Source organism: Ruegeria sp. HKCCD6647-2 (assembly GCF_057221075.1).
On sequence record NZ_JBWVBD010000005.1, the window covers coordinates 427,255 to 449,373 of the forward strand.

Below are 22,119 nucleotides of genomic sequence, written 5' to 3' on the forward strand. Positions count from 1 at the left end.
TGCCCGCCAGAGAAGCATTCTTTCGCCCATTCTCAAAGCCTAAACTTTCCAGAACACAAAAATACCCCAACCGATCGACAGGAACAGCGGTGTCCAGACCGGCTGCCCCACCAATCCAAGCCATGCCAGGAAAATGTAGGCCGAGCCCAGAAGCGTTATGAACAGTCGATCCCCCAGAGTGGTCGTCAGGCCCAGTACACCGCGCCGTTCGATCCCATCGCGGAATTTGAGGACCTCCAGAACGCCGATCAGGGCTATGGCTGAAAATATGCCTATGAACACAGCCAGCGTTGCGGGCGTCCATGCCATCCAAAAGTCTGGCCACAGCGGATCGGTCCAGGAAAACCCTTTTTCCTCCTGTTGGCCGACATTGCCCCATCCGGCCTGCGCCTGGGCAAAGGCCGTTTTTGGCAGGAAGGGGAGGATGAGAAGAAGTTTACGCATATCGAACCTCACACACGTCCCATCGCGAAACCGCGCGCGATGTAGTTGCGGACAAACCAGATGACGATGGCGCCGGGGATGATGGTCAGCGTTCCCGCAGCGGCCAGCAAGCCCAGCTCATACCCTGCGCTGGATGCCGTCCGGGTCATCACGGCGGCGATGGGTTTGGCCTCGACCGCTGTCAGGGTCTTGGCCAGCAGCATTTCCACCCAAGAGAACATGAAACAGAAGAACGCCGCGACACCCACGCCCGCCTTGATGTTGGGCAGGAAGATCGTCACGAAGAAACGTGGGAAAGAATAGCCGTCGACATAGGCCGTTTCGTCCAGTTCTTTCGGGATGCCGCGCATGAAGCCTTCCAAAATCCACACCGCCAGAGGCACGTTGAACAGCGTATGCGCCAGAGCTACCGCCAGATACGTGTCGAAGAGGTGGATCGAGGAATAAAGCTGGAAGAACGGCAGCGCGAACACCGCCGCCGGGGCCATCCGGTTGGTCAGCAGCCAGAAGAACAGCTGCTTGTCACCCAGGAACCGATAACGCGAGAACGCATAGGCCGCTGGCAGCGCAACACAGACCGAAAGCACGGTGTTGATCGTCACATAGATGATCGAGTTGAGGTAGCCCCAATACCACGTCGGATCGGTGAAGATAGTGATGTAATTCTCCAGCGTAAAGGTTTGGGGAAACAGGGAAAAGCCCGACAGTATCTCGTTCGTGGTCTTGAAGGACATCGCCACCAGCCAATAGATCGGCAGCATCAGGAACGCGATATAGAGGATCGGGATCAGGGACCGCTTCTTCATTGCGCGTCATCCTTTGTCATCAGAGTGTAGAAGACCCAAGAGACCAGCAGCGTGATGGCGAAGTAGATCAGGCTCATCGCGGCCGCCGGGCCAAGGTCGAACTGTCCCAGCGCGATCTTCACAAGGTCGATCGATAGCAGGGTGGTTGAGTTGCCGGGGCCGCCGCCGGTCAGAACGAAAGGCTCGGTGTAGATGTTGAAACTGTCCATGAACCGCAGCAGAACGGCGATGGTCAGGACCGTTTTCATCTTCGGCAGTTGGATATAGCGGAACACCGACCACGGGCTGGCACCGTCGATCTTGGCAGCCTGATAATAGGCATCCGGGATCGACACGAGACCGGCGTAGCACAGCAGCACGACCAGCGACGTCCAGTGCCAGACATCCATGACGACGACGGTGATCCAGGCCGAGATCGGCTGTTGCGTCATGTCATAGTTGATGCCCAGAACGTCATTCAGGAAGTATCCCAGCAGGCCGATCTGAGGCAGGGTGAAGATGTTCCACATCGACCCGACCACGTTCCACGGGATCAGCATTGGCAGAGCCATCAGTACCAGACAGACCGGCACCCAGAAGCCTTTGCGCGGCATGGATAGGGCGACGATGATACCCAGTGGAACTTCGATGATGAGGATCAGGAAGGTGAACAGGAACTGCCGTCCCAGCGCGGCCTGGAAGCGATCCGAACGCAGGATTTGCTCGAACCAGCCAAGCCCTTCCCAGAAGAACTGATTGTTGCCGAAGGTTTCCTGAACCGAGTAGTTGACCACCGTCATCATCGGCACCAGCGCGTTGAACGCAACCAGCGCCAACACCGGCAGGACAAAGAACCATGCTCTTTGGTTTTCCGTTCTCATAGCGCCCGCTCCTCGGTTGCGATCCAGCCGTCGCGGTAGACGCGGGATTGTTCAGGTTTGAATTTCAGGAAAACTTGTGAGCCCGGCTCGGGGACACTGTGTTCCGTGACGGCCTTGAGGGCCGTGTTGCCGACCATTGCGCTGACCACATAGTGGCGGCCGATGTCCGACACCTTGGTGACATGCGCCGGGATGCCGGTGTCGCCAAAGCCCACATATTCCGGGCGGATACCCAGATCGGTGCGGCCTCCGTCGCCATGGGTCGGGCCTTCCAGCATCACCTCGTGACCTTCGAACATCGCACGGTCGCCTTTGGCCTCGCAGGGCAGAACGTTCATGCCAGGCGAGCCGATGAAGTGGCCCACGAATGTGTGCTGGGGACGCTCGAACAACTCGACCGGTGTGCCGATCTGAACCACTTCGCCTTCCTGCATCACCACGACTTCGTCAGCGAAGGTCAGCGCTTCGGTTTGGTCATGCGTCACATAGATCATCGTGGCTTTGACGCGCTGGTGCAGTTCTTTCAACTTCGACCGCAGTTTCCATTTTAGGTGTGGGTCGATCACGGTCAGCGGCTCATCAAACATCACCGCGTTCACGTCATCTCGGACCAGACCACGACCCATCGATATCTTCTGCTTGTTGTCCGGGCTGAGGCCGCTGGCGCGGGTGTTGAGCATATCCGTGACGTCCAGCATTTCGGCTATCTCCGAAACACGGCGTTCGATCGTTGCAGCATCGACGCCCCGGTTTTTCAACGGAAACGCAAGGTTCTCGCCCACGGTCATCGTGTCGTAGATCACCGGGAACTGAAACACTTGTGCGATGTTGCGCTGATCGGGTGGCAGGGCCGTAACGTCACGGTCGCCGAACAGAATCTGCCCATCGGACGGCGTCAAAAGCCCCGAGATGATGTTCAGCAGCGTGGACTTACCACAGCCCGACGGGCCGAGCAGCGCATAGGCACCGCCATCACGCCACGTCACGTCGATTTCCTTCAGCGCATAGTCTTCCGGGCCTTTCGGCGTTGGCATGTAGCTGTGTCGCAGGTTTGAAAGCTTGATCTGTGCCATGTCAGGCCACCCTTTTGCCGTCTTGGCCGAAATACCGGCAATGCGCCGGGTTCATGTAGAAACTATGGTCCTCACCGACCTGATAGGGATGAACGCCAGCGGCGAGCGAGACCCAAGCGTCATCCCCATGCTGGAAATGAGCGCTGGAATCCGAGCCGGACAGTTCGGTCACAATCACGCGGCCAGTAAGTTCCACATCATCATCGGATGAACGGAACGGCGTTACCCGATGGGGTCGTACGGCGACCATATAATCTCCGTCGGCCATGTCGGTAACCGGCCAGCCACCTCCGCCAGCCAGTTGCGCCTGAGCGCCGGAAACAGTGATGCGGGCGACGTTGATTGGCGGGTCAGAAAACACCCGCGCGGCCGCGATGTTTTCTGGGTTGCGATAAATGTCGGCTGTTGGTCCGAACTGGGTGACGCGGCCATCTTCCATCAGGGCGGTATGTCCACCCAGCAGCAAAGCCTCTTCGGGCTCCGAGGTGGCGTAGACCACAACCGCCCCACGTCCGGCGAAAAGGTCGGGCAGCTGCTCGCGCAATTCTTCGCGCAGTTTATAGTCGAGGTTCGCCAGCGGCTCGTCCAGGAACACCGCGCGGCTTTCCTTTGCGATGGCGCGAGCCAAAGCGGTCCGCTGCTGCTGCCCGCCTGACAACTCGTGCGGGCGGCGGTACAGCATCGGGCGCAGTTGCAGCAGGTCGGCGGCTTCTTCGACGCGGCCTTCAACTTCGCTCTGTGCCATGCCTGCCACGCGCAGCGGCGAGGCGATGTTGTCGAATACAGTCATATGCGGGTAGTTCACGAAAAACTGGTGCACCAGGCTGATCTGCCGTTTTTGCGTGTTCAGCCGTGTCACATCCTGTCCATCCATCAGGACTTTGCCCGAGGCGATCGGGTCCAGCCCGGCCATCATCTTGATCAGAGAGGTCTTGCCCGATCCTGTCGCACCGAGCAGCACGTTGAAATGGCCTGTGTGCAAAGTCAGGGACGTGGGTTTGATATGGATGACGTTGCCGACCCTTTTGGTCGCGTCTTGAAGTTCGATCATGTCCGTGGGTTCCGGTCCTTCAGTGCGCGGCACTGGTCTTGAGGTGGGGATGCCTGAGACGGCACCCCCGGGGTTGCAGGGGCTTACTGAGACTGCCAGCGCTGAACCAGTTCGTCATAGTTGACGGTCTGACCTTGCGGCTTTTCGTTCTCCAGCTTGGCCTTGGGCGAGCCGGCTTTTTCCAGCCAGAAGGCAGGATCCTGCGGGTCGTTCAGGCGTGGGCCGCAGCCACCGTAGACACCGGCGCTTTCATCCGCGGCCTGCATACGGGCCATGGTGATGTCCATCTCTTCGGCCAGACGATCCATCGCCTCTTGCGGCGTGAAGGCACCCGAGTTCACGTCACCGATCTGCTGCCACCAGATCTGCGCCAGCTTCGGATAGTCCGGAACGTTGATGCCGGTCGGCGACCATGCCACACGATCAGGGGAGCGGTAGAACTCGACCAGACCACCCAGCTTGGGCGCGCGTTCGGTGAACGACTCGTGGTTGACCGAGCTGTCGCGAATGAAGGTCAGGCCCACATGGGACTTCTTCACATCGACAGTCTTGGAGGTCACGAACTGAGCGTAGAGCCAGGCTGCCTGAGCACGATCCGCCGGGGTCGATTTCAGGAAGGTCCAAGAGCCCACGTCCTGATAGCCAACTTTCTGGCCGTCTTCCCAATAGGGGCCATGCGGGCTGGGCGCCATCCGCCACAGCGGCGTGCCTTCGTCATCCACGGTGTTGTTGCCTTCGGACTTCGGCTTCACCATGTCGGCGGTAAAGGCGGTGTACCAGAAGATCTGCTGGGCCACGTTGCCCTGGCTGAGTGCCGGCAGAGACTGGTAGAAGTCATAGGACGCCGCACCCGGAGGCGCATAGTTCCGCAGCCACTCATCCCATTTGCGGATTGCGTAGACCGCAGCAGGCCCGTTTGCGGCACCACCGCGCGAGACGGACGCACCAACAGGGTTACAGGTGCCCGCTTCCATGCGGATGCCCCATTCGTCGACGGGTACACCGTTCGGCTCACCCTTGTCTCCGGCGCCTGCCATCGACAGCCAGGCATCGGTCATGCGCCAGCCAAGGTCGGGCGCACGCTTGCCATAGTCCATGTGGCCATAGATCGCCACGCCGTCGATTTCCTTGACGTCTTCGGTGAAGAATTCGGCGATGTCTTCATACGCGGACCAGTTGACCGGAACGCCGAGGTCATAGCCGTATTTCTCTTTGAACGCGGCCTTGTTGTCCTCGTCATCGAACCAGTCCTTGCGGAACCAGTAGAGGTTCGCGAACTGCTGATCGGGTAGCTGATACAGCTTGCCGTCGGGACCGGTGGTGAACTGAATGCCCATGAAGTCATCCAGATCCAGCGTGGGCGAGGTTGTCGCCGCCCAATCGCCTTCCATCATGTCGGTCAGCGGATAGGCCAGTTGCAGGCGCGAATGCGTACCGATCAGGTCACTGTCGTTGACATAACCATCATAGAGGTTCCGGCCCGTCTGCAACTGGGTCTGAACGGCCTGAACCACCTCGCCCTCACCAAGAATCTGGTGATTGACTTTGATACCGGTAATTTCCTCAAACGCCTTTGTCAGAACCTCGGATTCGTACGAGTGCGTGGGGATGCCTTCGGACAGCACATTGATTTCCATGCCGGCATAAGGTTGTGCAGCTTCGATGAACCACTGCATTTCGGCCATCTGTTCGTCTTTCGACAGCGTTGATGGCTGGAATTCGTCGTCGATCCAACGTTGTGCTGCGGCTTCGTCGGCCCAAACGGGACCGTGCCCCGCAATGACGGCAGCCGCCGCCACTGCGGAAAGTAGATGTCTCCGCATCTGTCTCCTCCCAAAAATTTATGGTTCTCCGGTGGGGACCGGATGACCAACAGCATCAGCGATTTTTCGCACATGTGTCAAACTAAATTTTTAGTAATTGCATAGATCATTGTTTTTCAACAACTTTATACTACCCCAATCTATCTAAATCTTGGGAAGTTTCGGCCGACACAAACACATATTGCAGACAGATTCTGATTAACTGCCCTTTACCGGGACAAGAATCCAATCGTCCTGCGCATCCCAGAACTGGTATGCCTTCGCACCCGAATTCATGGAAACCGCGCCAAACAAGCATCCGGTTGCCAGCACGTGCAGAAATCGATTTGCACTTCTCTCGCGCACTCACTTTCGCCAGATCGCAGCGCCCCCGCCCTTCAGGCGCCCAGAAACCGAATGTCAGGCATAGTCCGCAGTCGCGCCAAATCCTGTTCATAAAGCTCGGTGAAGGCCGAAACGACATCTTCGCTCCAGCCTGGTAGGTCCAGCTCTTCTTCAATGGCATCGGGCAGAGCGTGCGCCTGAAAGACGCGCGCCAGCGCGTCGCGAAACTCCTTGCCGCGCAGTGCTGGCTCCTGCTCGATCATGCTTTGTATTTGGTACTTACCGTTATCCGACACCAAGGACGACAGGAAATCATATTCTCCCTTTAGCGGTGCATCCTCCGGCAGTCCCACCATTGCGCGTAGGATATCGCCCCAAATCAAAGGCGAATCTTCGTTGCTCCACAGAGTAATATGAACGTCAGGAGCCAGGTCGCGAATGTCTTCGATCATGGTCAGCCAACTGAGGCAGCTCAGATCGGTCGTACCGAGAATATTGTGACGTTCCGACTCTGGAAGCCACATCAAAACCCTTGGAATGAACGTGCCGGGGTTTCGCAGGCTGATAAAAAGCTCGATGGGAAAGTCACCCAAAAGATGGCTTAAATGGGCGATACGCTGACCGGCGAGCGGATAAAGCTGGCCATCGGCAATTACGGACGCCTGTTCACCTATGAAAGAATCGCAGGATAGAATCGCCCGATCGACCTCCCTGCCCTCAGGTAGCAAAGACAAAAAGCGTGACAGCGTATCGGGCTGGGAATCGCCCCCACCGGGATTACTCAGAACGGGGCGAAAAATTTGCCGGTAACGCCGAGGCCCCCAAAAGACGCCCTTGTTCTGTTCTATCAACGCGGCGTTCGCCTGAAGCAGTTTGATGAGCCGCCCTTCATCGGAAAACAAAACGCCAGCGTGGATAGCCACTTGCATGTAAGATTTTACCCCAAATTCTCGCGCGTCCTCATCCGGGTTACAGGCTGCGAGCAGCGCAGTCAAACCTGCCCAAAAAACCGATTTGGATCCGAGCTATCAGAAAAATCGAGCGAAGCCAGGATTGTCCAAATTCGGGCTTGCAGTCTCTGTGCTGAAACAGTAATGCACGCCCAGCGCCCCTATAGCTCAGCTGGTAGAGCAACTGATTTGTAATCAGTAGGTCCGCGGTTCGAGTCCGTGTGGGGGCACCATTTATATTAAATAAATCAATAGGTTATTGATCAATACAGCTTGCTTTGGTTTGTAAGCCCTAGTTGTAAACACTTATAAACTTCTCCCGACCTTCATCGATTTGAGAATCGCTGCTTCCCAAGTCTTCTCAGCATCGAAGAATTGTGCCACGCCAATCTCAACGCATCGGACTTTTGTGTCTGCATTTGGCGTTCTGAACATCATCATCCATGACTTCTGGTTGATGCTTTTCGATAATTTCGTGCTCATTTTGAGGAGCGGTCTCCGTGCGTCCACGGCGGTAAACGTGTTCGCTTTGCAACCTACTTATGGGGCCTACTACAGAGCTGGTGCGAATACTAAGTCTAAGCTGTTATCTTTAGCGTTCTTCTTGGAAGCCGTCTTCTTCAGACAGGTCCCCATGGAGTGTTAGAGCCCCCCAGCACCAGAAAAAGTATCCTAGCTTTCTTTCTTCTACTAAAAGTTGAAGTCTACACTTTTGGCGGAATTATGAGTTTTACAAACTCTAGTCTTCATTGATAAGAAGAGATGAGGGATAGCGAACTTGCGGCCAAGCTAGATTTCGCTAACCCCCTTGTTGTAAGGCGACTGGTTTTATGGCCAGTCGTCTTCTTTCTTAAAGGCTAGGTAAACTGCTTTACCCGCCCAGTAGATTGCGTTGAGCGCTGCCCAGACAACTGATTGCATCTCTTGCCCTCCTCTTTTTCTTACAGCTTTCACCGCTGCCGGTGCGGCACTGCGAATCAGCGCCATGTTCGTGTCATCCAACGTAACGCTACAAAAAATGCGCAACAACCAACACTTCGAGCTTGACTCGAAAATTTGGCAGTCACCACACTAAATGTAGCTCTGAGTAACAGTGGATTACAAAATGTTGAGTTTTTTTGGAGTGGGAAAGCTTTAGTGCAAACTGTGTGTAACTTACAACAAGTACTGCTCCTTTGATCTTCCAGTCTACTACCAAGTGCTAGGTAGGTGAACCTTGTCGCCAAACGGGGCGAAAGGAGAACGCTTGTTCATCGCAAAAGTAGCTAGATATCCGCCCGGGATCATCAAGAGGAACTAACCAGAACTTCCCGAAACACATTTGGATCCACTTTGGGACACTTGGGGAGTCATTCGAGCTGGGAATCACAATGCAAGTAGACAACTTTGGCGCTCGTCGGGAGACCTTCAGTTTTCCACTAAGCATCTAAAAACTAAAATAATTCGTGTCTTCCGATCAAGATTTTGGACCTTCAAGCATATATAGTTCCAGATGTGATCGTTATTGAGGTCACGTCCGAGTTGGAAGGCGCACTGACGCAACGGGGTTTTTCGTTTCCAAATCCATCGCCATTTGGCCTCAGAGTTTCCCTGAGATGACCGGGGAGGCTATTGATTTTTTTATATAAGAACACAACAACCATGAATACAGATTACCTGATGTCCTCTAAGGGACCCATCGTATCAAGTCTTAAGGATAGCCTCAAAGACCGGATCAGCCGACTTTCTGGCAATCGAAGGAGTGATCGTGTCGCAGGTGTTTATCTTGTGACTACACACTTCAACAACATCAACGACAACGGGACCATTGAAGAAAAGTTGCAGTACGTGATTTCATCTGTGCCCAGAGTCTACAATCACATCCTCAACAAGACTGTTAAGCACCACCACTATAAAAGCAGACGGAAACTGCATCCTTACATGCTGACGTTTGTTGATTACTCCGGTTCAAGATTTCACCAACACAACTTTACGCAACTCCCGCATATCCATTCCATTCTGATCGTTCATCCTGATGTGATGCACAGGTTCCAAGCGCTACGGGAAAGTGGATTCAGACTGAATGATGGGTGTCGCAACACCAGCCGCATTCAAGAGATCGACGTGCGGGATATAGCCTTCACAGACGATGATCTGTCAAACGTGATCAGTTACTCGGCTAAGTCCTACTTCTTGCGCTCCATCCCGTTCGTCTCGGAAGAAACCAAAGCCGATATGTTGGTCATCAATGGATAGAATCGCTAGGCGAATGGGGGCCTGAGCGATCTGTTGTGCCCGCCTCTCTTAGAAACTTCCCCCAGCGTGTCTGCTTTGGGTTGCGGCCTTTCATCAATTGAGCCAAGTTGCTGTGAAATAGAGTTTATCTGCGAGCCTCCACATTATGACAAAAATCGTTGCAATGGTGAATTTGAAGGGTGGAGTGGGTAAGACGGCATTATCAGTCAACTTCGCTGACTACTGTGCTCGAAACGGTCTCAAAACTTTACTCGTTGACCTTGATCCACAAACCAACGCAACGTTTTCCGCTATGGGTGTTGAAGAATGGGACAGTCACAAAGACACAAATGGCACTGTCGCAGACCTTCTCGGAGCACGTGACCACAAGAATGCAGATGGAAATCGAAAAACGTTCCCTGATGTTGTCGTCAAGAACTTGTTAGGTGGTTTCGACCTAATACCCTCGCATCTAGATTTGTTCACAGTGGACTTAGACCTAGCAGGAAAGCCAAATCGGGAAGGTAGGCTGAAAAAGTCGCTGAAGACTGTCTTAGATCAATACGATATTGTGATCTGCGACTGTCCGCCGAACCTTACGATACCCACCCAAAATGCCATCGCAGCAGCGACACATTTTGTGGTGCCAGTATCGCCAGACTTTTTGTCTGCTATCGGGATAGCATTGCTAAAATCACGGATCGTAGACTTTTGCGATGACCTTGACCACGAAATCGAGCTAGGGGGGATTGTTTTGTCTCGTGTTGGTCGACCTGCTCGCAAGAGAACTGAGACAATTGAGTCTATCAGGCAGTCTTTTGATGGTGAAGTTCTTGCTCATCAACTCACTGAAAGGGTAAGGGTGGCGGAAGCCGCAGAAGAGGCGAGGTCTGTCCATAACATGGGAGATCGTGCCGCAAGAGAAGAATTCGACGGTGTCGCAGCAGAGTTGCTTGATCGCATTGGAATTGACACATGAAGACGCATTCACTCGCAAAAGAACTCATTGCTCTGGGTGAAACCCTTCTGAGAGGCCCGAACATTGACACGAAGAAACTGTCAATAGGCGATGTCACTGGTGGGCCGACCGCAACTGAGGCTGAAATGGCTTTTGGGATCACAACGCTTGCTCAGCTATCTAAGCATACCCGCTCAGAATGGGTCGAATTTACAAGAGAGCATTCTTTGCCGATCGAATTTAACCAACGTGACTCAGCACGTAACATCATGGGAAAAATCATGAGTTATTTGGCGAGCAATCAAGATGAGATCGAACGTGTCCGGGAGAACGTTAGTGCGTCATCGGGTTCTTCTAGCCGCCTGAACCAAGCATTGAATACGTTGCTGAAAAGCTCATAGCATTGGAAAATGAAATCGATGCAAACCACTCGGCCTTCGAGCAGAGATGGAAGTCTGAATGGACAGCAACCGAAGAGGCGCTCGGTTCTAACCCAGTATTTAAGTCTGCATTTCGCCGGCTCGTCGCTATGCAAGCTTGGCGTAGTGAGCTTTTGGAAGATCGGCTTTGCCACGGTTCGTTGCAGTTTGTGCTTGAGGGGCAGAATGATCTGTTAATCGCCTATTTGCTGGCTCGAAGCGGCCAGTGGCGGTCTGCATTGCAATCGCAAAGAGCAGCCATCGAGAACTACCTAAATGGATTGTATTTCAAAGACCATGCGGTTGAATTGGCGCTTTGGGAGCGCAACAGATTCAAGACTCAGTTCTCGGAACTTGCTACTTACTTCGCTGATCACCCGCAAAATATCGGTCGTGAGCCTCGCCACTTTGGGTTAGACGTAATTAGGGCAGAGTATGCAACATTGTCCAAGGCAGTTCACGGTTCCGCACAGGCGTTTCGAATGTCTTCGGCTGAGGGACCAAATTTCTTTTCGAACGACTTGCCTTCTCTCAATAAATGGGACCATCGAAACCGGCAAGTTGTGCGGGGGTTGTGCCTGTTGATGATTTCTCTTTTTAATAATGAGCTGTCGGCTACGAGAAAGAGAAACCTGAGGAAGTCGTTGGCACTTGCACTTAGGAACGGCGACAAAGGATGGATCAAGAAGGAGTTCAAAGTAACGATACCCTTCTGAATTCGCAGTTCCCAGATTTTTGCATTTTTCAGGTTGCTTTTACGGCCGGGAAGTTTGTCCTTTTATCGGGCTATACAGGCCCTAGTTGATCTCAACACCTTGCAAATCCTTTGAGTGGTAGCTTTGTTATTGCACAATGATTTGCTTTTGACGTGAGTTTGAGCCGATGAATGAGAACAATTTCAGAATCGAATGGAACGATGAAAACAAGGGGGTAAATGTTCCGGCGAAGGTAACGGACGCCCTAGTTGACCTTGTTTCGCCGTTCACATCCTCATTTAGACAGATTGCCAACCGCATTGATCTTTGGGGCCAGCGACAAAGTATCGAATACATCGCTGAGACTGTCAGACGATCAAAAGAAATCGCTGAGAGTGAAGGTATTCCGATCACGCCAAAACCGCCAAAGCTGATCGCCGAATGGACTAGAAACGTTGCTTTGGAAGACGACGAAATTTTACGAGACAAATGGGCAAGATTGCTGCTCAACAGTGCGGAACAGTTTCGATCCCGAGATGTGATTTTTGCGGGATACTTATCTCGCATTGGTCATGCGGAGGCGCTTGCTCTCGATGACCTATGGCAAAAGACCGTGTGGTCTGAACGTAGCCCTGACATAACACTGCTTCAGGAAATCTCGGGTGTTGGTGTGGGTCACCGAATGCCGCTTCAGAGTTATCTTGCGCTAATAGGTGTCAAACTTCCAAATATTCCGATTGTGCAGCCAGATAGGCAGAAGTGGGATGAAATCGCTACAGAAATTTCTTCCAAGCTGCGGGATCTTGGTGGGTTTCCTTCACGGGTGACAATCAGGAAGTCCGTTGTTCATCAAGTTGATAGTGGAGGATACGGATCACCAGTCGGCCAGTCACTCAGCGAAACCAGCGAACTTCAACTTGCACACGATTTGCAAGCCATTGGTATCTTTGACCGCTTAGAGTTCGTTATCCCGAAACCCTTTGGGGTTAACCCGTTTGAACCAGACGTAGAGGTGACACTTCTTGCACCAAGCCTAATGGGCGTTGAATTTCTTCGGACTGTCTCTGCTCCCATCTCCGAGGCTGCTTGTCTATGACGGAAACTATTGAAGGAGATAGTAACCAATGAGTGATCAAGATCGCAAAAATATTATAGAAGGCAATATTGCTCTATGGGACCGTCTGATAGAAGAGGAGACAGAGGTTTTTGAGCGGCGGCTGAACTCAAGAGATCGAACTTCTGACCCTTTAAAAAAAAACAATATGATCGGCTGATTTGGGAATCTGATGAGGCCTTGCGTCGCCTCAGCGAGCAAAGGCAACTAGCCGAGACACGCCTAATACGCATCTCAAACGGGCACATTGATTAGCATTTTTGGAGATCGGAATTCCACGTCAAATAGCTATTGGAAATCTTTATGGACGTTCAAGAAACTCTAGATTGGTACGAAACTAGAAGAAATGAAATTGAAGCTGAGCGCTCTGCAAATTTTGGAAAGTTGGTGAGGCATGAGTGGTGGAGATTAGAATATTATAACAACCCTTATCTGCTCTTTTGTGATGATGAAGAATTGTCTCAGAGGTTTGTCGATATCTTTGGAAACATCAGCGGATTGAATGAAAAAGGACAAATAACGCCCGAAGTCGACAATGCTCGTGGGGACAAATCATTCTTTCGGATATTCACCCAGATAATAGAAGCCTGTAACTCCCGGGGTGGTCTTCAGGAGAGCCTTTTACATACTGCAAGAGCGGAGATTTTTAAGTATTTTGAGCATGGTACCCCGTTAGGGGTAACGATGTTTGACGGTCTTCCAGTTCGGGAAAACAACACTATCGTGAAGTTCTCCCGGCGTGAGTTTTTGGAGCCGATGCTCAACTATGGTCGTATTAGACTGGCACCTGCTTCCTTCTACTCCAAGGGAAGCCTTCTAAAGTCAATGAAGGACTTAGAGACCGAGAAGGTATTCAGGATACCAGCGATTCAAGAGGCATTGGATGGGAAAAAACACATAGAGTATCACGGACAAAAGATGCCAATAACCGGCGGGGCGATTACGGTTAGTTTAACAGTCCCTGACTACTATCTGTTTTCTAGTTGCCTAGAGTTAGACAGGCGGATGCCAACGGATTTCGAAGCCGACGCTGCTTTGGTCATTCATGACAAGGACCTGTTTGTGAGAAGGGTCAAAAAGTCTATCAAGAAGACAATTGGTCAGGCTGAGATATTTTCAGGTCCGGTCGACTACTTCGATCCCTATAAGTGGGATCGTAAGCCACCAGTGCCAGAGATGATGAAGCATTTTGCCTACGCATATCAAAAGGAGCACAGGATTGCAGCAAGACCTGTTGGGGGCATCTCGTCGGTTGAACCAGTCTTCATCGAAATTGGTTCAATAGAAAGTTTCGCAACCATCGTGCCAAAAAGGCAGGCTTAACCAACAATTTGAGAAATAGAGCAATTTAAGCTGTGACCCTTCGACCGTTGGACCATGATCTTCCGGTTACACCAAATCAACTAGCTTTCGTTGGGCATCTGTGTCCGCCTCTATGTACCTCTGAGTCGTTTGTAGGCTGGAGTGACCTGCAAGCATTTGCACGTCCCGAAGGCTTCCACCGACCGTGGTTGCCTTTTTTGCTGCTGATGTAATGAAAGTTCGTCGACCACTGTGGGACGAACAACCAACGAAACCCAGATCAGAGTACCAGCGACTGAACATATTGACGACCGCTTGAGCAGAAGTGCGGTTCGAACGCTCAGTTTGGATTACACTAGATGAAACAGCAAAATCGTCGCCCTCTTTACTCTGATTCAAGAGTTCTTGCAGCACCGGCTTAAGGTTTTTGTTAAGAGGAATAGTCCGACCGGATCGTCCCTTAGAGGCAGAGTCCGTCAGGCAGATCGCATCAGCGAGAGTTTTATCGGGATTCAGCAGCATTTCCCACTTGAGTTCTGCGATTTCCTTGGCTCGGAGGCCGGATTTTGTCGAGAGTAGAACGATAGCGGAGTTTCTGGTTCCATTTCTTAAACTGGACACATAGTTCAGCAAAAGTTGTGTTTGCCTCGGGCTCAGTATCTTTGCCTGTTTTCGCAGGGCCATTTTAGTGCAACCTTATGACAATTAAATGTATTATGATATTATTATACTCAGAAGGCGGCGGACACATAATTTTTTCAAGAAACAGTTATTCAAAATCAATAGCTTATGAGATTTTGTTACATTTTTTATAAAAGATCATCAGTTTCACATTTTTACTGCCTATATAGTTTTGTATTTGAAGTGAAGGGGCGGTCCCTTCATATATCGATGGAGAATAAATTGTCGAACAAAAGAATAGAAATTGAAAGAAAATCACTTGAGGATGATAAAGAGCATTCATGTGTGGATCACCTTTGGGAATACATGGACTATGAAGGCGCCGTTAAAGACCTTAAGCTTTCTCAGCCCACGACAAATTTTGGGCAACTTGTAGATTTGGTTCGGAGCATGAATCTCGAGCCAGATATCATCGAAAAGCTGTTTTCAATCGTGGAAGAGGTGAATGATGATAGGAGTTTCAGCAAAAATCCATTTATGGTGCTATATTGGGAATGCAGCTCTGCAAGATTCAACATAATGTTTGATGATCATTTGTCGAAAATAGAAGGAGGGTTAAATCGGAAATTAGAAAATAGTGGATGTACAATCGAGGAAAGCGAAGAAATTCAATACATTAGACGACATCTGATAAATGTTAGCGAACAAAAAGGAATCGAATTCTATCTTGCAGATCTTCAGCGAAAATTAATTTCAGAGTATATTGAGCTTCGGTATAGGCAGAAGAATAAATCTTCTCTCTCGGATTCGGTGAATTAGCATAGATTCCAGTGTGAGGTAGGGCATTCAAGCCCTGCCTCATTTTCCGATACAAAGTATCGTAGATACTTTAGTTTGGTTCGCCATAGTGAAATTTCAGATTCTCGATTTGTGAACCTAAATCCAAAATTTCGTAGCAATCTCCGGTCTCAGGCATTTCTCTTATATTGCAATCCTGTGGCCTCACAGAGATAGCATATAAGTCTCTAATGTATTGACACTGACCTTTATAGTCCAGATTGCTAGTGGTTTTTCTGGCACCGCTGGCAATACTAGTCTGGCTTTCAAAGATTCCTGAAAAAGGGTTGATGTAGTGCCCATTAATGCCATGGTCTTCGAGTTTGGCTCCCCGATCATCGAAGGCCGAAGTTTTAATTCTTAAACCGTACATTGTCCCCCAAGTCAGATTTTCGATTTCGTATGAAATCTGGCAGTACGGTGTGTCATCATAAGACTCTTTTTGCTCGAACGAAATTAAGCTGACTCTAATTTTTTTGGCTTGATTTGCTTCGCTGACTTTTTCGTTCGCTACATTTTCGGTAGTTTGTGAAAGAATTTTGGTTGACTGGTTTGCATTATATGCCCGTTGGTTCTGACTTTGACCAACCTGTGCTGTTTCAACTGGTTTATTATCAATTGATGCCGCTGAATCTTTGCTTGTTTCGACGTTTGGGGCTTTCGGCGTTGTTGAATCGGAGGTTTCATTTGCTGCAAGTCCGCTGCGTTCTTGCGTAGGGTTCGTGTCCACGGGATCAGTGGAGGCAGGGTTAGTAGCAGTTCTTGGGACGGATTTAATCGTTTCAAGGAACTTTGCAGAAACCCAGCCATCAACGCCTCCTGGGGTGAAAATTCTGAACCATATTTGGTTTTTTTGGAAGCACAGGGCATCTACGACAGGAGAAAGCTCAGTGCGCCCTTCGTTCACCTGCTGGCAGAGGGCCCGACAAGTTTCGTTCTTGAAGAAAACTTCGCCCCCAAAAATCGCCCCAGCTTCATTTGGCAGTAGCTCGGTGACAACCGGGTTCCTTGTGGTCGGTCCACTGCGGACGTTGAGCGTGTCATCGCTTTGAACCCCTATGACTGTGAAGACCGATGTAGGCGCAGGATTGCAGGTATCAGCAACTGAAATACTAGGAAGTGAAACCGTTGCCAAAAGCCCTGCCTTGGCCAAAACATGAAGAGTTTTCAATCGAGGCTCCTTTCGCTCGGAAAAATACTCTGAGGTAGGTGATAAATTTGATTGTCGGGTTGCATCGTCGCCTGCCGCCTCAGAACGGTTCACGCTGGTTCGGTCATGACTATTCGCATATTGAAGCCACGCTCAGGCTCCGAAGCTTTTAGGTTTTTTGATTGAATTCTAAAGTGATTATTTAACATGCGGTAGGCCTGAATCTTGTAGTGTGTACTCTGTAGGATTGCTTTCCAGCCGATGGAAGAATGCCCAGCTAAATTGAAAACCGAATTGCTTTGAGAGGGAAGGAAAGCCGCCTACCTTTGTATCGTCATGAGCCAAACAAAGTCGTTTGCGGACAGAAATCCGACTGCGACATCTGAAGCTCGCCAATCCACTCTGTCTCTGGGATCTAGCTGAATTGACGGTCCGAAGTATGGGACTTCATTGATCCAAGACGCCGGTCCAACCACTTTGTAAGGTTGTCTCTCGTCGTTTGTTAGCGTTACCTGCACATTCCCAACCTCAAGTGTTAGTGAAGAATTCAGCTGCTTAAATCGCTCCTCCATGGCACTAAACCTGGAAGGCGAAACTAGTCCCCAGACTTCAATCGAATTGTTGCCTGGGTCTTTTAGCCCTAGTGCGGTGGGAGCGCCGTTTGGTATTTTGAAGCCGGATTGGTTTGGCATCATCATCACAGGAACGAGAACGCCGAAAGCCATGAACGTATCGAAGCCTTCGGTTTGGCAAACCGGGCCATCATTGATTGGATAGAAGTCGGAAAGGATGGCTCTTACTTGCTCTTTGTTCTCTTCACAGTCGGACGGTGACGTGGCCTCAATTTTGATCCTTGTGGCGGTTGTAAGATCGTTCTTTCCCTCAGTAACCAAAAAAACATCCGAGACGAACAGATCAAATTCACTATCTACCCGACACCCTGAAAGTGCGACGGCTGCTGCGAGTAGCGCCAATCTCGTTTTGGTTTTCCATGTTGACGTCATATTTCGGTTCCTGGCTTTCTTTTCACGTAGACAAACGAGCAAGTGGCCCCTAGCGAGCGTACACACTATTTTACTGTGTTGATCTGCCTCCTGATCATGCGTTACCCAGTGAGGATTACGCTTACCAATCTGGCCTTGATTGATTATGGCGTGCTTCAAAATCCACCTATTTGTATCTCTTTTTTGGCCCTTGTTATCCTTATATACCAATTTCAGTAAAAGTTAATACGATTAGATATGTTGGGTTAACAAAATTCATACCAACAGAGGGGTATGACACCCAAAGAACATGCCCTTCTAGCCTCTGCCAACTTCCCCAAGCGCCTAAAGGCCGCAAGAAAGAACTTTGGTCTGACCCAAGATCAATTGGCCGAACGAGCCGATTGTTCGGTTGTTACGCTTAGTAAGTTTGAAACCGGTGTTAACAAACCCTCTTTCGAGATGCTTGTTGCATTGGCCGCCGCTCTGGAGATCTCAGTTGATCGTCTCATCAGCAAAAAAGGTTCTGCAAGTCATGATGCCGCCAAAGCCGAAGCTATCGCTCGTCTGGAGATTGCCGCTGACTCTCTGCCAACCGAATGGGTAGAAACTCTAGCGAATGTCGCTTCGCTAGCAAAGTGAGGTGATCAACGGCACATGGGTAAACTACCGACAGGAACATTAGCCGTTGCCACTGCCTCGTATCTTGAGCAGGGCAACGTGCAACTAAGAAGCGAAAATGCGTCAATCTTTCAAAGAGATCAATCTCGATGTGCGAGTTAATTGTGCTTTCTATATAGCCTCCACTAAAAAGCCTACGCTCCACTTATTTTCAAAATTTTTTCAACAAGAGGGTGAAACAGATCGAAGTCTTGAGCTTGGTTTCTACCGACAACGAATGTCTCAAAATCAATCTTTCTTTTTTCATCAAAAACTTCCTCGATGACTTTTCCATGCGAGTCGGTCACAGTTTTTTTGAAACCGTCAAAAAGAGACTCCGGGAATAGGTTTTCAACACCCTTCTTCGCTATTTGGTTTGTTAAATTCCGCTCAAATACGAAGGGATATGTATTATTTTCCTCGGCAAGTGATCTGTACTCATTGGCATCTGGGTCCCAGACCACCAATACCTTTGTTTCGTGTGGCACCTTTGCAAAAAAGTCGAACATGGACTTCAATTGTGTCTTTCCTGATCGATCAGCTAATCCTTGAAGGATATCAACTCCGGAGATCTTCTGTTTTGCGAGCAACACTCTCAAATAAGCTGCGTTCCTACCCTCTGTGAGCACCACAAGATTGGAGCGGGAGACTTGATCAAACAGCTTCACACCTTCGTCAAGGGTTGCATAGCCTTCAGTTAATACGCTCAAGGCGTCCTTCCTACTTTTCTTGACAATTCGATTCATTCCGCTTGGGTTCATGACAAACACTGACTCTTCGGGCGCTATCGCTATCGTTGTGGGAGAATGAGAGACTAGGACAATAGATAGTCCACGATGCAGAAACGTGTTCTCAATTACGTCCAATAAGTTTTGTATCATCGACGGATGAAGTGATGCATCTATTTCATCCAACAATAAAACGTCAGGCCAGTCCTCGATCGAAGTAGATGCATACACAGTTGCCACTAGTGCAAAGAGTATCTTTTCCCCGGACGAAAGATGCTCAAACATTGGCTTCACGTCAGGTTTTGACTGATGTTGAAGCTCCGCTACAAATTCATCGTTTCTGTCAAGTCCTTCCGGCGTGCTAACCCTGTAAGGCAGCGTGCCAAATCGCTCTAAAATCTCGTTTATGACGTCCCAAGGTTTTGGGCCGTGTCTTTCAACAAACTCCGCTTCGCTAAGAACCTCCAAGGTTCCTCCAAACTCCGAATTTCGGTATGCTCGGTATCGGTTGGCATCCAGTTTGGAGTAGTAATCGGAAAAAACCTTTCCTAATTGATTGGGTAAGACACTTTCGCTGGTGGTTAAATCGAGGAACTCTACAAAATCACTTTCGCAAAGTTCGTGAAGTCCTGTTTTAATTTTTTGAGCCAGGCTTATTATCGCATTTTTATGAGGCTCGTTTCCTAGTTGCCGATTTGATCGAATTTTACTTTCAACGTTCCTCTTGAAAGTTGTCAACTTGTCGAATGCTCCTATGTCACCTACATCTTCGGAAGTAAGAGCAAGTAGGGGTTTGTTTAGATCCAGCGCAATCTGTTTCATTCCCTCATATAAACCGTCACCTAGGGATGCTTCGGATTCTTGCCTGAGAACTTCACACAGGCTGGCCTGTCGGTTACTCGTCTTAACGAAAGATCTCCATACGCTCTTTCTGTCGGTCTCCATTTGAAGGACAGAAACCCTGCTTTCGTTCTGAAGTCTGAAATTCAAGAAGTTGAACAGCACCACCTTCGCATTTGGTCGATCAGAGATCTCAACCGCCCTATTGACAATTGCTTCAAGCAGGTGGCTCTTGCCGGCCCCATTGACGCCCGTTACCACAGCGAAATCCGGCAACTCTATATCATCGAACTCAGTAATCGACAGATAGTCCTTCACATAACGCAGCTTCACGTCTCAAGCTCCTGAATATCTGTCTCAGTCTTTGCACAGGGCTGCAGTTACGATCTTTGGGGCGCTTGCATCCCGAAATGCTGACTGCACCAAATCAACAAGCCTCCGTTGAGCATCCGTGTCAACCTCAATGTAATTTTGCAGCGTTAGTAAGTGCTTGATAGAACGTGAACAAGATTGAAAAATTCACTTAACCTACTTTGCTCGAAAGTCTTAAGTACACCAGCCAACGTATTTCCCGTTAGAGATTGACACCAAACCTTTGGAGTATTTAGGATCAGTGTCAGCTGCATTGCCAGTGGTCAGCCATGTCAAAATGACTTCCATGGCCTCGGTTGTAGCTTCTTCACATTTGGAATATCTGACATGTGTGGCGGGAGTTTTTCCGCTCGAAACTAGGGTTGTGGAGCTCTCAGAGTCACAAACTTCACTCTTTTTTCACATTCATTCACCGAAGCTTTGTAGATTTAGTGCCAGCTCTCTCGAAGCCGGTAGATACTTAGTGTAGAAGCGTTCGATCTGGTCCACGGAGGTACCCGCTGTCGTGGCCAAATTGTAAATATTCACTTTTCCCTTGCTATTTACGATCCTCATGCAAATTGCCGTATGCCTGAGTGAGTATAATGAAAAGTTCTTTCCGGTGTTTTCATCCACGATAAGGTCAGCTCGCTTGAGAAGCTCTGCGAACTGTCGTTTTACTACGTCCCTTGCAGTAGTTCGGTTGGTGTATTTGGGGAAGAACAAGAAATCTTCCGGCGATGCCTCTGGGTTTCTCTCACAGATCCGCTCGTATACAGAGACGGCGGCTTCCATCGTGTTGGAGGAGCGGTATCCCGTCTTGCCGTTTCTGATAGTCAGAATCAATCTCCGTGGCTCGTCGTCACCAACCATAACGGTTGAGTGTTTCAGGGCGTACAATTCTGTCGTCGTTGGACGGACGAATGAATGCACAACAAACAAGATCAGATCGTATAGTTCCTCGGTCACAATTGTTCCTCGTACCACGATCTTTTCTTCCGCCATTTTCTTAGCGGTGCGCAAGAGCTTTTGGTATGCATCCTCTTTCTTAGGAACTAGAGGATAAAACCTGAAGAACGGCCTCGGATTGTCTTTCATTTTTGTTCGACTGGTTTGCGGGAGATTGCCGATGACACCCTCTTCTCGAGCGATCTTCAGGACATTACGGAACGTGGCTGTAAGGGTGTTTTTTGTAGAGGCGGAGAGATTTGATCGCCTTTTTTCGACCCACATCAGATATTGTTGCCAATGATACGTCCTCAACTCTCGAACGTCCTCATCCTTGAAGTACTCATAGAGTCCCCAATCCTGGTTGGTGACTGCCCAATGCATCGTTTTGACGTAGTTAGCGCTGAGTTCTTTTGCCTTCGCCTGAATGCGAGATTTGTGAAGGAACTTTTTGGCAAACGTTTCAAATCGGTATTCGCTGTCTACCACCGGCTCAGACTTGAAGATGCTAATAGCCAGCTCTTGTGCCATCGCCTTCGCTTCAACAGCTGATGTTTCTCCGGTTGATCTGGTTCTGTACTTCTTCTTTCGTCGGTCCCAGACCCTTACCATCCAATACGGCGAGTTCTTCACCTTGTAGATGGAGACGCCTTTCGAAACTTTCTTTGCAGATGGCAGTTTGGGCACTATAGTTTCAGCCAGTTTGTATGTGTCTCTGGGCTATCGTCGTTCTAGCTCGTTGAAAAATAACCCAATTGTTTGCCAATTGACATACTAAGGCGCCCGAAAATTATAAACATCAGTAATAAACTAACCCATAAACCTTTAACTATAAACAAAGCATAATAAATTTGTAATCAGTAGGTCCGCGGTTCGAGTCCGTGTGGGGGCACCACATCTTCTGAAAAAAAATCTGGCTTTCCTCGTGGTTGGTCATCGCAAACGATACGTTGGTCAAGCGGTCAAAG

At 49.9% G+C, this 22,119-nt stretch carries 22 protein-coding genes and 1 tRNA gene; 10 read left to right on the forward strand and 13 right to left on the reverse strand.

Annotated features, from left to right (window positions below; all coding sequences use genetic code 11):
* Positions 1–39: 39 nt before the first annotated feature.
* The 7 genes from AC2TDJ_RS15955 to AC2TDJ_RS15985 form a co-directional block, all read right to left on the reverse strand.
* Positions 40–309, reverse strand: coding sequence for a DUF2160 domain-containing protein (locus AC2TDJ_RS15955; protein WP_480843674.1), 270 nt, complete (start codon positions 307–309; stop codon positions 40–42).
* 143 nt (positions 310–452) lie between these two features.
* Positions 453–1,250: a carbohydrate ABC transporter permease gene (locus tag AC2TDJ_RS15960; RefSeq protein ID WP_480843618.1), complete on the reverse strand. Its 798-nt coding sequence runs from the start codon at positions 1,248–1,250 to the stop codon at positions 453–455.
* Positions 1,247–2,110 carry a carbohydrate ABC transporter permease gene (locus tag AC2TDJ_RS15965; RefSeq protein WP_480843620.1) on the reverse strand — a complete coding sequence of 288 codons (864 nt, stop codon included), beginning with the start codon at positions 2,108–2,110 and terminating at the stop codon, positions 1,247–1,249. The genes AC2TDJ_RS15960 and AC2TDJ_RS15965 overlap by 4 nt, the downstream gene beginning before the upstream one ends.
* Positions 2,107–3,183: an ABC transporter ATP-binding protein gene (locus tag AC2TDJ_RS15970; RefSeq protein WP_480843621.1), complete on the reverse strand. Its 1,077-nt coding sequence runs from the start codon at positions 3,181–3,183 to the stop codon at positions 2,107–2,109. Before AC2TDJ_RS15970 ends, AC2TDJ_RS15965 begins: the two co-directional genes overlap by 4 nt.
* A gap of 1 nt (position 3,184) precedes the next feature.
* Positions 3,185–4,234, reverse strand: coding sequence for an ABC transporter ATP-binding protein (locus tag AC2TDJ_RS15975; protein WP_480843623.1), 1,050 nt, complete (start codon positions 4,232–4,234; stop codon positions 3,185–3,187).
* Between the two features lie 83 nt (positions 4,235–4,317).
* On the reverse strand, positions 4,318–6,057 hold the full coding sequence (locus AC2TDJ_RS15980; protein ID WP_480843625.1) for an ABC transporter substrate-binding protein: 1,740 nt from the start codon (positions 6,055–6,057) through the stop codon (positions 4,318–4,320).
* A 377-nt stretch (positions 6,058–6,434) separates the two neighbouring features.
* Positions 6,435–7,310, reverse strand: coding sequence for a hypothetical protein (locus AC2TDJ_RS15985; RefSeq protein WP_480843627.1), 876 nt, complete (start codon positions 7,308–7,310; stop codon positions 6,435–6,437).
* Positions 7,311–7,488: 178 nt separating this feature from the next.
* Between AC2TDJ_RS15985 and AC2TDJ_RS15990 the strand changes: the two genes are divergently transcribed.
* Positions 7,489–7,564: transfer RNA gene (locus AC2TDJ_RS15990), tRNA-Thr, on the forward strand.
* A 595-nt stretch (positions 7,565–8,159) separates the two neighbouring features.
* Here the strand turns inward: AC2TDJ_RS15990 and AC2TDJ_RS15995 are convergent.
* Entirely contained in the window at positions 8,160–8,318 is a 159-nt protein-coding gene (locus AC2TDJ_RS15995; protein WP_480843629.1) for a hypothetical protein, read from the reverse strand.
* A 654-nt stretch (positions 8,319–8,972) separates the two neighbouring features.
* Here AC2TDJ_RS15995 and AC2TDJ_RS16000 point away from each other — a divergent pair.
* From AC2TDJ_RS16000 to AC2TDJ_RS16030, 7 genes are all read left to right on the forward strand, one after another.
* Entirely contained in the window at positions 8,973–9,566 is a 594-nt protein-coding gene (locus tag AC2TDJ_RS16000; protein WP_480843631.1) for a hypothetical protein, read from the forward strand.
* 145 nt (positions 9,567–9,711) lie between these two features.
* The gene (locus AC2TDJ_RS16005) at positions 9,712–10,524 is read left to right on the forward strand and encodes a ParA family protein (protein ID WP_480843633.1); all 813 of its coding nucleotides are present in this window, start codon (positions 9,712–9,714) and stop codon (positions 10,522–10,524) included.
* On the forward strand, positions 10,521–10,904 hold the full coding sequence (locus tag AC2TDJ_RS16010) for a hypothetical protein (protein WP_480843635.1): 384 nt from the start codon (positions 10,521–10,523) through the stop codon (positions 10,902–10,904). Before AC2TDJ_RS16005 ends, AC2TDJ_RS16010 begins: the two co-directional genes overlap by 4 nt.
* A gap of 2 nt (positions 10,905–10,906) precedes the next feature.
* Complete coding sequence (locus AC2TDJ_RS16015) at positions 10,907–11,638, forward strand: hypothetical protein (protein WP_480843636.1); 732 nt, start codon at positions 10,907–10,909, stop codon at positions 11,636–11,638.
* A gap of 166 nt (positions 11,639–11,804) precedes the next feature.
* A complete protein-coding gene (locus AC2TDJ_RS16020; RefSeq protein WP_480843638.1) occupies positions 11,805–12,713 on the forward strand; it encodes an Abi-alpha family protein in 909 nt (302 codons plus the stop codon).
* Between the two features lie 28 nt (positions 12,714–12,741).
* Positions 12,742–12,891 carry a hypothetical protein gene (locus tag AC2TDJ_RS16025; protein WP_480843640.1) on the forward strand — a complete coding sequence of 50 codons (150 nt, stop codon included), beginning with the start codon at positions 12,742–12,744 and terminating at the stop codon, positions 12,889–12,891.
* A 143-nt stretch (positions 12,892–13,034) separates the two neighbouring features.
* Positions 13,035–14,054 carry a hypothetical protein gene (locus AC2TDJ_RS16030; RefSeq protein ID WP_480843642.1) on the forward strand — a complete coding sequence of 340 codons (1,020 nt, stop codon included), beginning with the start codon at positions 13,035–13,037 and terminating at the stop codon, positions 14,052–14,054.
* 66 nt (positions 14,055–14,120) lie between these two features.
* Here the strand turns inward: AC2TDJ_RS16030 and AC2TDJ_RS16035 are convergent, their stop codons facing one another.
* A complete protein-coding gene (locus AC2TDJ_RS16035; protein ID WP_480843644.1) occupies positions 14,121–14,717 on the reverse strand; it encodes a tyrosine-type recombinase/integrase in 597 nt (198 codons plus the stop codon).
* A 207-nt stretch (positions 14,718–14,924) separates the two neighbouring features.
* Here AC2TDJ_RS16035 and AC2TDJ_RS16040 point away from each other — a divergent pair, with 207 nt between their 5' ends.
* Positions 14,925–15,473 (forward strand): hypothetical protein, encoded by a 549-nt coding sequence (locus tag AC2TDJ_RS16040; RefSeq protein ID WP_480843646.1) that lies wholly within the window; start codon positions 14,925–14,927, stop codon positions 15,471–15,473.
* A gap of 70 nt (positions 15,474–15,543) precedes the next feature.
* On the opposite strand, the gene AC2TDJ_RS16045 is transcribed toward AC2TDJ_RS16040, so the two are convergent.
* Entirely contained in the window at positions 15,544–16,662 is a 1,119-nt protein-coding gene (locus AC2TDJ_RS16045; RefSeq protein WP_480843648.1) for an SH3 domain-containing protein, read from the reverse strand.
* Between the two features lie 299 nt (positions 16,663–16,961).
* Complete coding sequence (locus AC2TDJ_RS16050; RefSeq protein ID WP_480843650.1) at positions 16,962–17,645, reverse strand: DUF7424 family protein; 684 nt, start codon at positions 17,643–17,645, stop codon at positions 16,962–16,964.
* A 273-nt stretch (positions 17,646–17,918) separates the two neighbouring features.
* Here AC2TDJ_RS16050 and AC2TDJ_RS16055 point away from each other — a divergent pair, with 273 nt between their 5' ends.
* Complete coding sequence (locus tag AC2TDJ_RS16055; RefSeq protein WP_480843652.1) at positions 17,919–18,266, forward strand: helix-turn-helix domain-containing protein; 348 nt, start codon at positions 17,919–17,921, stop codon at positions 18,264–18,266.
* Between the two features lie 173 nt (positions 18,267–18,439).
* Here the strand turns inward: AC2TDJ_RS16055 and AC2TDJ_RS16060 are convergent, their stop codons facing one another.
* Positions 18,440–20,185 carry an AAA family ATPase gene (locus tag AC2TDJ_RS16060; RefSeq protein WP_480843654.1) on the reverse strand — a complete coding sequence of 582 codons (1,746 nt, stop codon included), beginning with the start codon at positions 20,183–20,185 and terminating at the stop codon, positions 18,440–18,442.
* Positions 20,186–20,629: 444 nt separating this feature from the next.
* Complete coding sequence (locus tag AC2TDJ_RS16065) at positions 20,630–21,838, reverse strand: integrase (RefSeq protein ID WP_480843656.1); 1,209 nt, start codon at positions 21,836–21,838, stop codon at positions 20,630–20,632.
* Between the last annotated feature and the right edge of the window lie 281 nt (positions 21,839–22,119).

Coding starts and splice junctions, on each gene's coding strand:
- AC2TDJ_RS15955 (WP_480843674.1), bottom strand. CDS start 309: ATGGCATGGACGCCCGCAACGCTGGCTGTGTTCATAGGCATATTTTCA.
- AC2TDJ_RS15960 (WP_480843618.1), bottom strand. CDS start 1,250: ATGAAGAAGCGGTCCCTGATCCCGATCCTCTATATCGCGTTCCTGATG.
- AC2TDJ_RS15965 (WP_480843620.1), bottom strand. CDS start 2,110: ATGAGAACGGAAAACCAAAGAGCATGGTTCTTTGTCCTGCCGGTGTTG.
- AC2TDJ_RS15970 (WP_480843621.1), bottom strand. CDS start 3,183: ATGGCACAGATCAAGCTTTCAAACCTGCGACACAGCTACATGCCAACG.
- AC2TDJ_RS15975 (WP_480843623.1), bottom strand. CDS start 4,234: ATGATCGAACTTCAAGACGCGACCAAAAGGGTCGGCAACGTCATCCAT.
- AC2TDJ_RS15980 (WP_480843625.1), bottom strand. CDS start 6,057: ATGCGGAGACATCTACTTTCCGCAGTGGCGGCGGCTGCCGTCATTGCG.
- AC2TDJ_RS15985 (WP_480843627.1), bottom strand. CDS start 7,310: ATGCAAGTGGCTATCCACGCTGGCGTTTTGTTTTCCGATGAAGGGCGG.
- AC2TDJ_RS15995 (WP_480843629.1), bottom strand. CDS start 8,318: ATGGCGCTGATTCGCAGTGCCGCACCGGCAGCGGTGAAAGCTGTAAGA.
- AC2TDJ_RS16000 (WP_480843631.1), top strand. CDS start 8,973: ATGAATACAGATTACCTGATGTCCTCTAAGGGACCCATCGTATCAAGT.
- AC2TDJ_RS16005 (WP_480843633.1), top strand. CDS start 9,712: ATGACAAAAATCGTTGCAATGGTGAATTTGAAGGGTGGAGTGGGTAAG.
- AC2TDJ_RS16010 (WP_480843635.1), top strand. CDS start 10,521: ATGAAGACGCATTCACTCGCAAAAGAACTCATTGCTCTGGGTGAAACC.
- AC2TDJ_RS16020 (WP_480843638.1), top strand. CDS start 11,805: ATGAATGAGAACAATTTCAGAATCGAATGGAACGATGAAAACAAGGGG.
- AC2TDJ_RS16025 (WP_480843640.1), top strand. CDS start 12,742: ATGAGTGATCAAGATCGCAAAAATATTATAGAAGGCAATATTGCTCTA.
- AC2TDJ_RS16030 (WP_480843642.1), top strand. CDS start 13,035: ATGGACGTTCAAGAAACTCTAGATTGGTACGAAACTAGAAGAAATGAA.
- AC2TDJ_RS16035 (WP_480843644.1), bottom strand. CDS start 14,717: ATGGCCCTGCGAAAACAGGCAAAGATACTGAGCCCGAGGCAAACACAA.
- AC2TDJ_RS16040 (WP_480843646.1), top strand. CDS start 14,925: ATGGAGAATAAATTGTCGAACAAAAGAATAGAAATTGAAAGAAAATCA.
- AC2TDJ_RS16050 (WP_480843650.1), bottom strand. CDS start 17,645: ATGACGTCAACATGGAAAACCAAAACGAGATTGGCGCTACTCGCAGCA.
- AC2TDJ_RS16055 (WP_480843652.1), top strand. CDS start 17,919: ATGACACCCAAAGAACATGCCCTTCTAGCCTCTGCCAACTTCCCCAAG.